Source organism: Streptomyces sp. NPDC026538 (assembly GCF_055567535.1).
Genome location: NZ_JBVHQG010000018.1, coordinates 77,378 through 91,329, shown reverse-complemented (window position 1 = coordinate 91,329; position 13,952 = coordinate 77,378). Strand labels below are relative to the sequence as shown.

14 protein-coding genes are annotated in these 13,952 nt (G+C 68.9%); all 14 read left to right on the top strand.

Annotated elements, in window-relative coordinates:
- Positions 1-13: 13 nt before the first annotated feature.
- The 14 genes from prfA (at position 14) to atpD (ending at position 13,850) form a co-directional block, all read left to right on the top strand.
- Positions 14-1,090, top strand: coding sequence for a peptide chain release factor 1 (gene prfA, locus ACZ4N4_RS43960; RefSeq protein WP_351936901.1), 1,077 nt, complete (start codon positions 14-16; stop codon positions 1,088-1,090).
- Positions 1,091-1,125: 35 nt separating this feature from the next.
- Complete coding sequence (prmC, locus tag ACZ4N4_RS43955) at positions 1,126-1,971, top strand: peptide chain release factor N(5)-glutamine methyltransferase (RefSeq protein ID WP_467599833.1); 846 nt, start codon at positions 1,126-1,128, stop codon at positions 1,969-1,971.
- 97 nt (positions 1,972-2,068) lie between these two features.
- Complete coding sequence (locus ACZ4N4_RS43950) at positions 2,069-2,716, top strand: L-threonylcarbamoyladenylate synthase (protein WP_450767267.1); 648 nt, start codon at positions 2,069-2,071, stop codon at positions 2,714-2,716.
- Positions 2,713-3,396 (top strand): arsenate reductase/protein-tyrosine-phosphatase family protein, encoded by a 684-nt coding sequence (locus tag ACZ4N4_RS43945; RefSeq protein ID WP_453577616.1) that lies wholly within the window; start codon positions 2,713-2,715, stop codon positions 3,394-3,396. The genes ACZ4N4_RS43950 and ACZ4N4_RS43945 overlap by 4 nt, the downstream gene beginning before the upstream one ends.
- A gap of 84 nt (positions 3,397-3,480) precedes the next feature.
- A complete protein-coding gene (locus tag ACZ4N4_RS43940) occupies positions 3,481-4,749 on the top strand; it encodes a serine hydroxymethyltransferase (protein WP_453577614.1) in 1,269 nt (422 codons plus the stop codon).
- A gap of 124 nt (positions 4,750-4,873) precedes the next feature.
- Positions 4,874-6,238, top strand: a complete 1,365-nt coding sequence (locus tag ACZ4N4_RS43935; RefSeq protein ID WP_453577611.1) for an MraY family glycosyltransferase — start codon at positions 4,874-4,876, stop codon at positions 6,236-6,238.
- A 324-nt stretch (positions 6,239-6,562) separates the two neighbouring features.
- Positions 6,563-6,976 carry a hypothetical protein gene (locus ACZ4N4_RS43930; protein ID WP_453577608.1) on the top strand — a complete coding sequence of 138 codons (414 nt, stop codon included), beginning with the start codon at positions 6,563-6,565 and terminating at the stop codon, positions 6,974-6,976.
- A gap of 225 nt (positions 6,977-7,201) precedes the next feature.
- Positions 7,202-8,035: a F0F1 ATP synthase subunit A gene (gene atpB / locus ACZ4N4_RS43925; protein ID WP_467599829.1), complete on the top strand. Its 834-nt coding sequence runs from the start codon at positions 7,202-7,204 to the stop codon at positions 8,033-8,035.
- Positions 8,036-8,111: 76 nt separating this feature from the next.
- Positions 8,112-8,360 (top strand): ATP synthase subunit c family protein, encoded by a 249-nt coding sequence (locus tag ACZ4N4_RS43920; protein ID WP_067003022.1) that lies wholly within the window; start codon positions 8,112-8,114, stop codon positions 8,358-8,360.
- A 37-nt stretch (positions 8,361-8,397) separates the two neighbouring features.
- Positions 8,398-8,943, top strand: coding sequence for a F0F1 ATP synthase subunit B (locus ACZ4N4_RS43915; RefSeq protein ID WP_467599826.1), 546 nt, complete (start codon positions 8,398-8,400; stop codon positions 8,941-8,943).
- Positions 8,940-9,755, top strand: coding sequence for a F0F1 ATP synthase subunit delta (locus tag ACZ4N4_RS43910; RefSeq protein ID WP_467599823.1), 816 nt, complete (start codon positions 8,940-8,942; stop codon positions 9,753-9,755). Before ACZ4N4_RS43915 ends, ACZ4N4_RS43910 begins: the two co-directional genes overlap by 4 nt.
- A 133-nt stretch (positions 9,756-9,888) precedes the next feature.
- Positions 9,889-11,478: a F0F1 ATP synthase subunit alpha gene (atpA, locus tag ACZ4N4_RS43905; protein ID WP_360477400.1), complete on the top strand. Its 1,590-nt coding sequence runs from the start codon at positions 9,889-9,891 to the stop codon at positions 11,476-11,478.
- 21 nt (positions 11,479-11,499) lie between these two features.
- Complete coding sequence (locus ACZ4N4_RS43900; RefSeq protein ID WP_453577597.1) at positions 11,500-12,414, top strand: F0F1 ATP synthase subunit gamma; 915 nt, start codon at positions 11,500-11,502, stop codon at positions 12,412-12,414.
- A complete protein-coding gene (atpD, locus tag ACZ4N4_RS43895; RefSeq protein ID WP_467599820.1) occupies positions 12,414-13,850 on the top strand; it encodes a F0F1 ATP synthase subunit beta in 1,437 nt (478 codons plus the stop codon). The genes ACZ4N4_RS43900 and atpD overlap by 1 nt, the downstream gene beginning before the upstream one ends.
- The last annotated feature ends 102 nt before the right edge of the window (positions 13,851-13,952 follow it).

Here is a 13,952-nt window from a genome sequence, read left to right as displayed (position 1 = left end):
CAGGAGCCCAAAAATGTTCGAGGCCGTCGAGGAGCTCGTCGTCGAGCACGCCGACCTGGAGAAGAAGCTCGCCGACCCGTCGGTCCACGCCGACCAGGCCAACGCGCGCAAGCTGAACAAGCGCTACGCCGAACTCACCCCGATCGTCGGCACCTACCGCTCCTGGAAGCAGACCGGCGACGACATCGAGACCGCGCGTGAACTGGCCGCCGACGACCCCGACTTCGCCGCCGAGGTCAAGGAGCTCGACAAGCAGCGCGACGAGCTGACCGAGAAGCTGCGGCTGCTCCTGGTACCCCGGGACCCGTCCGACGACAAGGACGTGATCCTGGAGATCAAGGCGGGGGCCGGCGGTGACGAGTCCGCGCTGTTCGCCGGTGACCTGCTGCGGATGTACCTGCGGTACGCCGAGCGCGTCGGCTGGAAGACCGAGATCATCGACTCCACCGAGTCCGAGCTGGGCGGCTACAAGGACGTCCAGGTCGCGGTGAAGACCAAGGGCGGCAACGGCGCGACCGAGCCCGGTCAGGGCGTCTGGGCGCGGCTGAAGTACGAGGGCGGCGTGCACCGCGTGCAGCGCGTGCCGGCGACCGAGTCGCAGGGCCGTATCCACACGTCGGCGGCGGGTGTGCTGGTGACCCCCGAGGCCGAGGAGGTCGACGTCGAGATCAATCCGAACGACCTCCGGATCGACGTCTACCGGTCCTCGGGACCCGGCGGACAGTCCGTCAACACCACCGACTCCGCCGTGCGCATCACGCACCTGCCCACCGGAGTCGTCGCCTCCTGCCAGAACGAGAAGAGCCAGCTGCAGAACAAGGAGCAGGCCTTGCGTATCCTGCGCTCCAGGCTGCTCGCCGCGGCGCAGGAGGAGGCGGAGAAGGAAGCCGCCGACGCCCGCCGCAGCCAGGTCCGTACCGTCGACCGCTCCGAGAAGATCCGCACGTACAACTTCCCGGAGAATCGCATCTCGGACCACCGCGTCGGCTTCAAGGCGTACAACTTGGACCAGGTCCTGGACGGCGACCTCGACGCGGTGATCCAGGCCTGCGTCGACGCGGACTCGGCCGCGAAGCTCGCGGCCGCGTAAGGCATGCACGACTGAGTACGACACGGAGGACCAGCGTGAACCTGCTGCTCGCCGAGGTGGCCCAGGCCACCCAGCGGCTGGCCGACGCCGGCGTGCCCTCGCCGCGCAACGACGCGGAGGAGCTCGCCGCGTTCGTGCACGGCGTGAAGCGGGGCGCGCTGCACTCCGTCAAGAACTCCGACTTCGACGCCCGCTACTGGGAGGTCATCGCCCGGCGGGAGCAGCGCGAGCCGCTCCAGCACATCACCGGGCGGGCCTACTTCCGCTACCTCGAACTCCAGGTGGGGCCGGGCGTCTTCGTCCCGCGCCCGGAGACCGAGTCCGTGGTCGGCTGGGCCATAGACGCCGTGCGCGCCATGGACGTGGTCGAGCCGTGCATCGTCGACCTGTGCACCGGCTCCGGCGCCATCGCGCTCGCCCTCGCCCAGGAGGTCCCGCGCTCGCGCGTGCACGCCGTGGAGCTGTCCGAGGAGGCGCTCCAGTGGACCCGCAAGAACGTGGCGGGCTCCAGGGTCGACCTGCGCCAGGGAGACGCCCTGGACGCCTTCCGCGACCTCGACGGCCACGTCGACCTGGTCATCTCCAACCCGCCGTACATCCCGCTCACCGAGTGGGAGTACGTCGCCCCCGAGGCCCGCGACTACGACCCGGAGCTGGCGCTGTTCTCCGGCGAGGACGGTCTCGACCTCATCCGGGGCATCGAACGCACCGCGCACCGGCTGCTGCGCCCCGGCGGTGTCGTCGTCATCGAGCACGCCGACACCCAGGGCGGCCAGGTGCCGTGGATCTTCACCGAGGAGCGGGGCTGGGCCGACGCGGCCGACCATCCGGACCTCAACAACCGCCCCCGCTTCGCGACCGCCCGCAAGGCGCTGCCGTGAGCACCCCCCAGACCCGTTCCCGGACGTGCCGGAAGTCCCGGACGCTCCGGAAGTCCCGGAAGTACGTGTACTTCGTGTACGAGGAGGCCCGCTAGACATGGCACGGCGATACGACACCAATGACGCGACCGACCGCGTGACGGGTCTGCGCGAGGCCGCGTCCGCCGTCCGCCGGGGCGAACTGGTGGTGCTGCCCACGGACACCGTGTACGGCATCGGCGCCGACGCGTTCACCGCGGAGGCGGTCTCCGACCTGCTCGACGCCAAGGGCCGGGGCCGCAACATGCCCACCCCGGTGCTGATCGGGTCCCCGAACACGCTGCACGGGCTCGTCACCGACTTCTCCGAGCTGGCCTGGGAGCTGGTCGACGCGTTCTGGCCGGGCGCCCTCACACTGGTCGCCAAGCACCAGCCGTCCCTGCAGTGGGACCTCGGCGACACCCGGGGCACGGTCGCCGTCCGCATGCCCCTGCACCCGGTCGCCATCGAGCTGCTCACCGAGGTCGGCCCGATGGCCGTCTCCTCGGCCAACCTCACCGGCCACCCGTCCCCGGAGACCTGTGACGCCGCGCAGGAGATGCTCGGCGACTCCGTCTCCGTGTACCTCGACGGCGGTCCGACCCCGGGCAACGTGCCCTCGTCGATCGTCGACGTCAGCCGTGAGGTGCCGCTGCTGCTGCGCGCGGGCGCGATCTCGGCCGAGGAGCTGCGCAAGGTCGTACCCGACCTCGAGGTGGCGAATTGACAGCCCCTGACGCGGGGCGTGGCATAGGCAACGGGGAGCGCGCATCGGAGATCACGACCACGTTCGTGGGGCTTCCGCGCGACAGTTTCCGCATCCTCCACGTCAGCACCGGCAACGTGTGCCGCTCGCCGATCACCGAGCGGCTGACCCGCCATCTCGTCACCGACCGGCTCGGCACCTTTCTGGGCGGCGGCCTGGTCGTGGAGAGCGCGGGCACCTGGGGCCATGAGGGCGCGCCCATGGAGGCCAACGCGGAGGCGGTCCTGGCCGACTTCGGCGCGGACGCGACCGGGTTCGTGGGGCGGGAGCTGCTCGACGAGCACGTCATCCGTGCCGACCTGGTGCTGACCGCCACCCGCGACCATCGCGCCCAGGTCATCTCCATGGGCCACTCGGCGGGTCTGCGCACCTTCACGCTGAAGGAGTTCACCCGCCTGGTCCGCGCGATCGACCCGGCGACGCTGCCCCCGCTGCACGAGGGCGTGGTCGTCCGCGCCCGTGCGCTGGTCCGTGCGGCGGCCGCGCTGCGCGGATGGCTGCTGGCCCCCACGGCGGAGGCGGACGAGGTCCACGACCCGTACGGCGCCCCGCTGCCGTTCTTCCGTTCCATCGGCGACGAGATACACGAGGCCCTGGACCCGGTGGTCACGGCGCTGACGGGCGTCCCGGCGCGGATGTAACCCGAGGCGCCGTACACACCGCGCACCCCACCCACCCCGGGCCTACATTGGACGTACGTCACCGTCGACCGCCCGGAGCCCGTCATGTCGGTCAGCCCTACCCTCGTCGAAGCCGATCCGTTGCGCCGGCAGGACCCGGAGCTGGCGGAGATCCTGCTGGGGGAGCTGGCCCGGCAGTCGACGTCGTTGCAGCTGATCGCCGCCGAGAACTTCACCTCCCCGGCCGTGCTGGCCGCCCTCGGCTCGCCGCTCGCCAACAAGTACGCCGAGGGGTACCCGGGCGCCCGGCACCACGGCGGCTGCGAGATCGTGGACGTCGCCGAACGGCTCGCCGTCGACCGCGCCAAGGCCCTGTTCGGCGCCGCGCACGCCAACGTGCAGTCCCACTCCGGTTCGTCCGCCGTGCTGGCCGCCTACGCCGCCCTGCTGCGCCCCGGTGACACCGTTCTCGCCCTCGGCCTGCCCTACGGCGGTCATCTCACGCACGGCTCGCCGGCCAACTTCTCCGGCCGCTGGTTCGACTTCGTCGGGTACGGGGTCGACCCGGAGAGCGGGCTCATCGACCACGACCAGGTGCGGGCGCTGGCCCGCGGCCACCGGCCCAAGGCGATCGTGTGCGGGTCCATCGCCTATCCCCGGCACATCGACTACGCCTTCTTCCGCGAGGTCGCCGACGAGGTGGGCGCGTATCTGATCGCGGACGCGGCCCATCCGATCGGGCTGGTGGCCGGCGGAGCGGCGCCGAACCCGGTGCCGTACGCCGACGTGGTGTGCGCGACCACACACAAGGTGCTGCGCGGGCCGCGCGGCGGGATGCTCCTGTGCGGTTCGCCCGAGCTGGCCGAGCGCCTCGACCGGGCCGTGTTCCCCTTCACACAGGGCGGCGCGCAGATGCACACCATCGCCGCCAAGGCGGTCGCGTTCGGGGAGGCGGCGACACCGGCGTTCTCCGTGTACGCCCATCAGGTGGTCGCCAACGCGAGGGTTCTCGCGGCCGGGCTCGCCGACCAGGGGCTGCTGGTCACGACAGGTGGCACGGACACCCACCTGATCACCGCCGACCCCGCCCCGCTGGGCGTCGACGGACGCACCGCCCGGGGCCGGCTCGTCGCCGCCGGGATCGTGCTGGACAGCTGTGCTCTGCCGCACGGGGATGCGCGCGGCCTGCGGCTGGGCACAGCCGCCGTGACCACCCAGGGCATGGGGGCGGGGGAGATGACCCGGATCGCGGCCCTGCTGGCGGAGGTGCTGCGCGGTGCGACGGACGTGGGGAGGGTGCGTGACGAGGTGCGCGAGCTCACCGGTAGATTTCCGCCGTATCCCGTTGGAGACGGGGTAGGCGCAGCGTCGTAGAGCCGTTGTACGCCCGCCTTACAGGCACACGTGCAACCATCGTCGCTACCCGGAAGTCCCCATACATATGCGACCGTCGCTAGGGTGTGGGCTGTGATGGCCAGCGAGACCTGTGGGGAAGCCTGTGCGTGAATACCTGCTGACGCTCTGCATCACGGCCGCGGTGACGTATCTGCTGACAGGGCCGGTGCGGAAGTTCGCGATCGTGGCCGGGGCCATGCCGGAGATCCGGGCCCGTGACGTGCACCGGGAGCCCACTCCACGGCTCGGCGGGATCGCGATGTTCTTCGGGCTGTGCGCTGGTCTGCTGGTCGCCGACCACCTGACCAACCTCAACGAGGTCTTCGAGAAGTCGAACGAGCCGCGGGCGCTGCTCTCCGGCGCCGCGCTGATCTGGCTGATCGGTGTGCTCGACGACAAGTTCGAGATCGACGCCCTGATCAAGCTGGGCGGCCAGATGATCGCCGCGGGCGTCATGGTCATGCAGGGTCTGACCATCCTGTGGCTGCCCATCCCGGGCGTCGGCACGGTCGCCCTGACCCCGTGGCAGGGCACCCTGCTGACGGTGGCCCTGGTGGTCATCACCATCAACGCGGTCAACTTCGTCGACGGCCTGGACGGCCTGGCCTCCGGCATGGTGTGCATCGCGGCCGCGGCGTTCTTCATGTACGCGTACCGGATCTGGTACTCGTACGGCATCGAGGCCGCGGCCCCGGCCACGCTGTTCTCGGCGATCCTGATGGGTATGTGTCTGGGCTTCCTGCCGCACAACCTGCATCCGGCGCGGATCTTCATGGGCGACTCCGGCTCGATGCTGATCGGCCTGGTGCTGGCCGCCGGTGCGATCTCGGTCACGGGCCAGGTCGATCCGGACGTGATGAACCTGTTCGCCGGGTCCGAGCGCAACGCGGTGCACCAGATGGTGCCGGTCTACATCCCGCTGCTGCTGCCGCTGACCATCATCGCGGTGCCGGCCGCCGACCTGGTGCTGGCGATCGTGCGGCGCACCTGGCGCGGCCAGTCGCCGTTCGCGGCCGACCGCGGGCACCTGCACCACCGGCTCCTGGAGATCGGCCACTCGCACAGCCGGGCGGTGCTGATCATGTACTTCTGGTCGGCGCTGATCGGTTTCGGGGCGCTGGCGTACTCGGTGAACTCCGCCTCCATGTGGATCGTGCTCGGGGTGGTCTTCCTCAGCGCGATCGGCCTGGGGCTGCTTCTGCTGCCGCGGTTCACCCCGCGCGTGCCGGTGTGGGGCCAACGGTTCGTGCCGCCGCGCTACCGGCGCCGCGGGCGCGCCGCGGAGGCCGCCGAGCAGGCGGCCGCGACTGCGCAGACGGCCACCCCCGTGGTGCTGGAGAAGGCCGAGGAACCGTGCGAGGGGCACCACTCCCCGGTGCCCGTCGGCGCGGCCCGGCTCAACGGCGCGACCGCGGTCGGCCCCCGTGCGCGCATGCTGGATCGGCGCGCTTCCGAAACCTCCCGCTGACCTCGTGCTGACTCTGCGCAGACCCTCGCAAGGTAAGAATCTGACTAGAGCATTGCCAAGTCGTGGGGGAGTAAACACCCCTAATACCAGACATAACGGCTCGGTTTTCGCTCAGACGCGCATGTTCACTCTCATGTGTGACAGTGAGCACACCTACCAGGTAAAGACCTCATCAAATAGTTTGTGATACGGTTCACGAGAACCCCGGACAGAGTCGACGGACCCGACTGCGAAGGTCCGTCAGCGTGAGGTCTTCGACCCTCCGACCGGGACTACGCTCGTCCATGACGACACCTGCCCCCCTGTGAAAGCGGAGTTGCCGCCATGCCGTCCAATGACGCCCGGATCCTGGCCCAGGCCGCCGTACCCACGGCCGCCGTCGGCGTGCTCGCTGCCGTCGTCAGCGCAGTGGTCGCGGGCGGCAAGGGGGCGATCGGGGCCGTCGTCGCGACGGTGATCGTGATCCTCTTCATGGGGGTCGGTCTCTATGTTCTGCAGCGCACTGCCAAATCGCTTCCGCAGCTCTTCCAGATGATGGGCCTGATGCTCTACGCGGCCCAGCTCCTGCTGCTGTTCATCTTCATGGCCGCGTTCAAGAACACGACGCTGTTCAATCCCCGGGCCTTCGCCCTCGTGCTCGTGGCCGCCACGCTCACCTGGATCGCCGCCCAGACCCGTGCCCATATGAAGGCCAAGATCCTCTACGTCGAGCCCGACAAGACCGGGCAGCCGTCGTGAGAGGTAGGCCCGGGATAAAGGCGCACGAGAGATGCTGCTATCGTCCGGTGCCAACTGCGGCATCGCGGGCGCGGGCATCTGAGCTGACGCCTGCTCAATCGCGAGGCGAGATGCCCCCCAGCCGCCCCCACATCCGTAACACCAGTCCCGTGCCGAACCGCGGCCATGCGCCGCGCCGACACAACGAGGTTGCCGTACCTATGCGCCACGCTGAAGGAGCCCGCGGTGAGTGCTGACCCGACGCAGACGCTCGCTTTCGACACGAGCTGCCACCTGTTCGGAAACGACGGGTGCGGATTCGACACGGTCGCTCCGGGCCTGCACTCGTTCCTGTTCAAGCCGCTCTTCGGCGACGCGGACAGCAACGTGTACTTCAACAAGACGATGCTGCTGGCGCTGCTCGGGTCGATCATCGTCATCGGCTTCTTCTGGGCCGCCTTCGCCAAGCCGAAGGTCGTCCCGGGCAAGCTCCAGATGGTCGCCGAGGCCGGCTACGACTTCGTCCGCCGCGGTGTCGTCTACGAGACCATCGGCAAGAAGGAAGGCGAGAAGTACGTCCCGCTCATCGTCTCGCTCTTCTTCTTCATCTGGATGATGAACCTCTGGTCGATCATCCCGATCGCCCAGTTCCCGGTGACCGCGATCATCTCGTACCCCGCCGCCCTGGCCGCGATCGTCTACATCCTGTGGGTCTCGCTGACCTTCAAGCGGCACGGCTTCGTCGGCGCCTTCAAGAACTTCACCGGCTACGACAAGTCGCTCGGCGCGGTCCTTCCGCTCTCGATGACGATCGAACTCTTCTCGAACCTGCTCGTGCGGCCCTTCACCCACGCCGTCCGGCTCTTCGCGAACATGTTCGCCGGCCACACCCTGCTGCTGCTCTTCACGGTTGCCAGCTGGTACATGCTCAACGGCGTCGGCATCGCCTACTCCGGTGTCTCGTTCGTGATGGTCCTCGTGATGACCGCCTTCGAGCTCTTCATCCAGGCTGTTCAGGCATACGTCTTCGTACTGCTGACCTGCAGCTTCATCCAGGGCGCGCTCGCCGAGTCCCACTGAGCGCCAACCCGACCACCCACTCCAGGCATCCGGTGGCCAACCCCCACCGGTCATTGAAAGAGAAGGAAGAACCGGCATGTCCGTTCTGCACGAGACCCTGGCCGCTGTCCAGATCAAGGGCAACCTCGGCTCCATCGGTTACGGCCTCGCCGCGATCGGCCCGGGCGTCGGCGTCGGCATCATCTTCGGTAACGGCACCCAGGCCCTCGCCCGCCAGCCCGAGGCGGCCGGCCTGATCCGCGCCAACCAGATCCTCGGCTTCGCCTTCTGTGAGGCGCTCGCCCTGATCGGTCTGGTCATGCCGTTCGTCTACCCGGCCTCCTGACCCGACCGCAGCGCACGTTTAGACGAAAGGCACTGATATGAGCCCCCTGGTTCAGCTGGCGGTAGAGGAGGCCGAGAACCCCCTCATCCCGCCGATCCCAGAGCTCGTCATCGGCCTCATCGCCTTCGTCATCGTCTTCGGCTTCCTCGCCAAGAAGCTCCTTCCGAACATCAACAAGGTTCTGGAGCAGCGCCGCGAGGCGATCGAGGGCGGTATCGAGAAGGCCGAGGCCGCGCAGACCGAGGCCCAGAGCGTCCTTGAGCAGTACAAGGCGCAGCTGGCCGAGGCCCGGCACGAGGCCGCGCGCCTGCGCCAGGAGGCTCAGGAGCAGGGCGCCACCCTCATCGCCGAGATGCGCGCCGAGGGCCAGCGGCAGCGTGAGGAGATCGTCGCCGCCGGTCACGCCCAGATCGAGGCCGACCGCAAGTCCGCCGCGCTGGCGCTGCGTCAGGACGTGGGTCAGCTGGCCACCGACCTGGCCGGCAAGCTCGTCGGCGAGTCCCTGGAGGACCACGCCCGGCAGAGCCGCGTGATCGACCGCTTCCTCGACGAGCTTGAGGAGAAGGCCGAGGCGGCCCGATGAACGGAGCGAGCCGCGAGGCACTGGCAGCCGCACGTGAGCGTCTCGACGCGCTGACGGACTCGACGTCCGTGAACGCGACGCGGCTCGCGGACGAGCTGGCGGCCGTCACCACGCTGCTCGACCGCGAGGGCGGCCTGCGCCGGGTCCTCACCGACCCGGCGCAGTCCGGCGAGGCCAAGGCCGAGCTGGTCCGGCGCCTGATCGGCGGCCAGGTCGGCGAGGCCACCGCCGACGTGGTGTCCGGCATGGTGCGGTCCCGCTGGTCGCAGCCCCGCGACCTGGTGGACGCGCTGGAGGAGCTGGCGAACACCGCCGACCTCACGGCGGCGGAGAAGGCGGGCACGCTGGACGACGTCGAGGACGAGCTGTTCCGCTTCGGCCGGATCGTCTCCTCCAGCACCGAGCTGCGCGCCGCGCTCACCGACCGCAAGGCCGGCACCCCGGCCAAGACCGAGCTGCTGCACCGGCTGCTCGGCGGCCGTGCCAAGCCGGTCACCGAGCGTCTGGTCACGCGCCTTGTGACCGCGCCGCGGGGACGTAGCCTGGAAGCGGGCCTGGAGGCCCTCTCCAAGCTCGCCGCCGAGCGCCGCAGCCGCGTCGTCGCCGTCGTCACCTCGGCGGTGCCGCTGAGCGAGCCGCAGAAGCAGCGCCTGGGCGCCGCCCTCGCGAAGCTCTACGGCCGCACGATGCACCTCAACCTCGACGTCGACCCCGAGGTCGTCGGCGGGATCCGGGTGCAGGTCGGTGACGAGGTCATCAACGGTTCCATCGCGGACCGGCTGGAGGACGCGGCCCGCCGCATGGCGAGCTAGCACCTCGGTAGTCGAGAACAAGCAGTACGTACTTACGACGGCCCGGGTTGGGCCGTACATGAAGAATCCTGGGGGTCGCCCCCAGACCCCCCAAGTGAAACTTCGGGCCCAACAAGGAGAGCAGGGAACCCAGATGGCGGAGCTCACGATCCGGCCGGAGGAGATCCGGGACGCGCTGGAGAACTTCGTCCAGTCGTACAAGCCGGACGCGGCCTCGCGCGAGGAGGTCGGTACGGTCACCCTTGCCGGCGACGGCATCGCGAAGGTCGAGGGCCTGCCCTCGGCCATGGCCAACGAACTGCTGAAGTTCGAGGACGGCACCCTCGGCCTCGCGCTCAACCTGGAAGAGCGCGAGATCGGCGCCATCGTCCTCGGTGAGTTCAGCGGCATCGAGGAGGGTCAGCCGGTGCACCGCACCGGTGAGGTCCTCTCCGTCGCGGTGGGCGAGGGCTACCTCGGCCGCGTCGTCGACCCGCTCGGCAACCCGATCGACGGCCTCGGTGAGATCGAGACGTCCGGCCGCCGTGCCCTGGAGCTGCAGGCTCCGGGCGTCATGGCCCGTAAGTCGGTGCACGAGCCGATGGAGACCGGCTACAAGGCCGTCGACGCCATGACCCCGGTCGGCCGCGGCCAGCGTCAGCTGATCATCGGTGACCGTCAGACCGGCAAGACCGCCCTGGCCGTCGACACGATCATCAACCAGCGTGACAACTGGCGCTCGGGCGACCCGAAGAAGCAGGTCCGCTGCGTCTACGTCGCCATCGGTCAGAAGGGCTCGACCATCGCCTCCGTGCGTGGCGCCCTCGAAGAGGCCGGCGCGCTGGAGTACACGACGATCGTCGCCGCCCCGGCGTCCGACCCGGCCGGCTTCAAGTACCTGGCGCCGTACACCGGTTCGGCCATCGGCCAGCACTGGATGTACGACGGCAAGCACGTCCTCATCATCTTCGACGACCTCTCGAAGCAGGCCGACGCCTACCGCGCCGTGTCGCTGCTGCTGCGCCGCCCGCCGGGCCGTGAGGCCTACCCGGGTGACGTCTTCTACCTGCACTCCCGTCTGCTGGAGCGCTGCGCCAAGCTGTCCGACGAGATGGGCGCCGGTTCGATGACCGGTCTGCCGATCGTCGAGACCAAGGCCAACGACGTCTCGGCGTTCATCCCGACCAACGTCATCTCCATCACCGACGGCCAGTGCTTCCTGGAGTCGGACCTGTTCAACGCCGGTCAGCGCCCCGCGCTGAACGTCGGTATCTCCGTCTCCCGAGTCGGTGGTTCCGCGCAGCACAAGGCGATGAAGCAGGTCTCCGGCCGCCTCCGTCTGGACCTCGCCCAGTACCGCGAGCTGGAGGCGTTCGCCGCCTTCGGTTCCGACCTGGACGCCGCGTCGAAGTCGCAGCTGGAGCGTGGTTCCCGACTGGTCGAGCTGCTGAAGCAGGCTCAGTACCAGCCGATGCCGACCGAGGACCAGGTCGTCTCCGTGTGGGCCGGCACCACCGGCAAGATGGACGACGTCCCGGTCTCCGACATCCGCCGCTTCGAGAAGGAGCTCCTGGAGTACCTGCACCGCAAGGAGCAGGGCCTCATGACCTCCATCAAGGAGGGCGGCAAGATGTCGGACGACACCCTCACCGCTGTTGCCGACGCGATCGCCGAGTTCAAGAAGCAGTTCGAGACCTCGGACGGCAAGCTTCTCGGCGAGGACGCCCCGGCCGCGGCCAAGTGACGTAAGGAAGGGACCTGACTCATGGGAGCCCAGCTCCGGGTCTACAAGCGTCGCATCCGATCCGTCACCGCGACCAAGAAGATCACCAAGGCGATGGAGATGATCGCCGCCTCGCGCGTGGTCAAGGCGCAGCGCAAGGTGCGGGCCTCCGCGCCGTACGCGACCGAGCTCACGCGCGCGGTCACGGCGGTCGGTACGGGTTCGAACACCAAGCACCCGCTCACCACGGAGGCGGAGAACCCGACCCGTGCCGCGGTCCTGCTCCTCACGAGCGACCGCGGTCTGGCCGGTGCCTTCAACTCCAACGCCATCAAGTCCGCCGAGCAGCTGACGGCGCGTCTTGAGGCGGAGGGCAAGGAGGTCGACACCTACATCGTCGGCCGCCGTGGTCTGGCCCACTACAACTTCCGCGAGCGCAAGGTCGTGGAGTCGTGGTCGGGCTTCACCGACGAGCCCTCGTACGCGGACGCCAAGAAGGTCGCGGCGCCTCTGATCGAGGCCATCGAGACGGACACGGCGGACGGCGGTGTGGACGAACTCCACATCGTCTACACCGAGTTCGTTTCGATGATGACGCAGACGGCGCTTGACGCCCGACTGCTGCCGCTGCGCCTCGAAGAGGTCGCGGAGGAGAGGCCCCAGGGCGAGATCCTCCCGCTGTACGACTTCGAGCCCTCGGCGGAGGACGTCCTCGACGCCCTTCTGCCGCGCTATGTGGAGAGCCGTATCTACAACGCGCTCCTCCAGTCGGCCGCTTCGAAGCACGCCGCCACGCGGCGCGCGATGAAGTCGGCGACCGACAACGCGGGCGAGCTGATCAACACGCTCTCCCGGCTTGCCAACGCGGCCCGCCAGGCCGAAATCACCCAGGAAATCAGCGAGATCGTCGGTGGCGCCAGCGCCCTGGCCGACGCGACCGCGGGGAGTGACCGCTAATGACCACCACTGTTGAGACCGCGACGGCCACGGGCCGCGTCGCCCGGGTCATCGGCCCGGTCGTCGACGTGGAGTTCCCCGTCGACGCGATGCCGGAGATCTACAACGCGCTGCACGTCGAGGTGGCCGACCCGGCCAACGCCGGCGAGAAGAAGATCCTGACCCTGGAGGTCGCCCAGCACCTGGGTGACGGCCTGGTCCGGACGATCTCGATGCAGCCCACCGACGGTCTGGTCCGCCAGGCCCCGGTCACCGACACCGGCGACGGCATCACCGTCCCGGTCGGCGACTTCACCAAGGGCAAGGTGTTCAACACCCTCGGTGAGGTGCTGAACGTCGACGAGAAGTACACGGGCGAGCGCTGGTCCATCCACCGCAAGGCCCCGAACTTCGACGAGCTCGAGTCGAAGACCGAGATGTTCGAGACCGGCGTCAAGGTCATCGACCTGCTCACCCCGTACGTCAAGGGTGGCAAGATCGGTCTGTTCGGCGGTGCCGGCGTCGGCAAGACGGTGCTCATCCAGGAGATGATCTACCGCGTCGCCAACAACCACGACGGTGTCTCCGTGTTCGCCGGTGTCGGCGAGCGCACCCGTGAGGGCAACGACCTCATCGAGGAGATGGCCGACTCGGGCGTCATCGACAAGACGGCCCTCGTCTTCGGCCAGATGGACGAGCCCCCGGGCACCCGTCTGCGCGTGGCCCTCGCGGGTCTGACCATGGCGGAGTACTTCCGCGATGTGCAGAAGCAGGACGTGCTGTTCTTCATCGACAACATCTTCCGCTTCACGCAGGCCGGTTCCGAGGTCTCGACCCTGCTCGGCCGGATGCCCTCCGCGGTGGGCTACCAGCCGAACCTGGCCGACGAGATGGGTCTCCTCCAGGAGCGCATCACCTCGACCCGCGGTCACTCGATCACCTCGATGCAGGCGATCTACGTCCCCGCGGACGACCTGACCGACCCGGCCCCGGCCACCACCTTCGCCCACCTCGACGCGACGACGGTGCTGTCCCGTCCGATCTCCGAGAAGGGCATCTACCCGGCCGTGGACCCGCTGGACTCCACGTCCCGGATCCTGGACCCGCGCTACATCGCGGCGGACCACTACAACACCGCCATGCGCGTCAAGACGGTGCTGCAGAAGTACAAGGACCTCCAGGACATCATCGCGATCCTCGGTATCGACGAGCTCGGCGAGGAGGACAAGCTCGTCGTCCACCGTGCCCGTCGCGTGGAGCGCTTCCTGTCCCAGAACACCCACGTCGCCAAGCAGTTCACCGGCGTCGACGGGTCGGACGTGCCGCTGGACGAGTCGATCACCGCGTTCAACGCGATCATCGACGGTGAGTACGACCACTTCCCGGAGCAGGCGTTCTTCCTGTGCGGTGGCATCGAGGACCTCAAGGCCAACGCCAAGGAGCTGGGCGTCTCCTGAACTCGCCTGAGTTCGTGTGAGGGGGCGGGCGCGTCCCGCCCCCTCTCTCACGCCCATTAGACTTGTATCCAACACCCGGTGATCCCACCGGGTGGTGACCCG

Coding starts and splice junctions, on each gene's coding strand:
- atpA (WP_360477400.1), top strand. CDS start 9,889: ATGGCGGAGCTCACGATCCGGCCGGAGGAGATCCGGGACGCGCTGGAG.
- ACZ4N4_RS43900 (WP_453577597.1), top strand. CDS start 11,500: ATGGGAGCCCAGCTCCGGGTCTACAAGCGTCGCATCCGATCCGTCACC.
- atpD (WP_467599820.1), top strand. CDS start 12,414: ATGACCACCACTGTTGAGACCGCGACGGCCACGGGCCGCGTCGCCCGG.
- ACZ4N4_RS43930 (WP_453577608.1), top strand. CDS start 6,563: ATGCCGTCCAATGACGCCCGGATCCTGGCCCAGGCCGCCGTACCCACG.
- ACZ4N4_RS43920 (WP_067003022.1), top strand. CDS start 8,112: ATGTCCGTTCTGCACGAGACCCTGGCCGCTGTCCAGATCAAGGGCAAC.
- ACZ4N4_RS43915 (WP_467599826.1), top strand. CDS start 8,398: ATGAGCCCCCTGGTTCAGCTGGCGGTAGAGGAGGCCGAGAACCCCCTC.
- prfA (WP_351936901.1), top strand. CDS start 14: ATGTTCGAGGCCGTCGAGGAGCTCGTCGTCGAGCACGCCGACCTGGAG.
- ACZ4N4_RS43940 (WP_453577614.1), top strand. CDS start 3,481: ATGTCGGTCAGCCCTACCCTCGTCGAAGCCGATCCGTTGCGCCGGCAG.
- ACZ4N4_RS43950 (WP_450767267.1), top strand. CDS start 2,069: ATGGCACGGCGATACGACACCAATGACGCGACCGACCGCGTGACGGGT.
- ACZ4N4_RS43910 (WP_467599823.1), top strand. CDS start 8,940: ATGAACGGAGCGAGCCGCGAGGCACTGGCAGCCGCACGTGAGCGTCTC.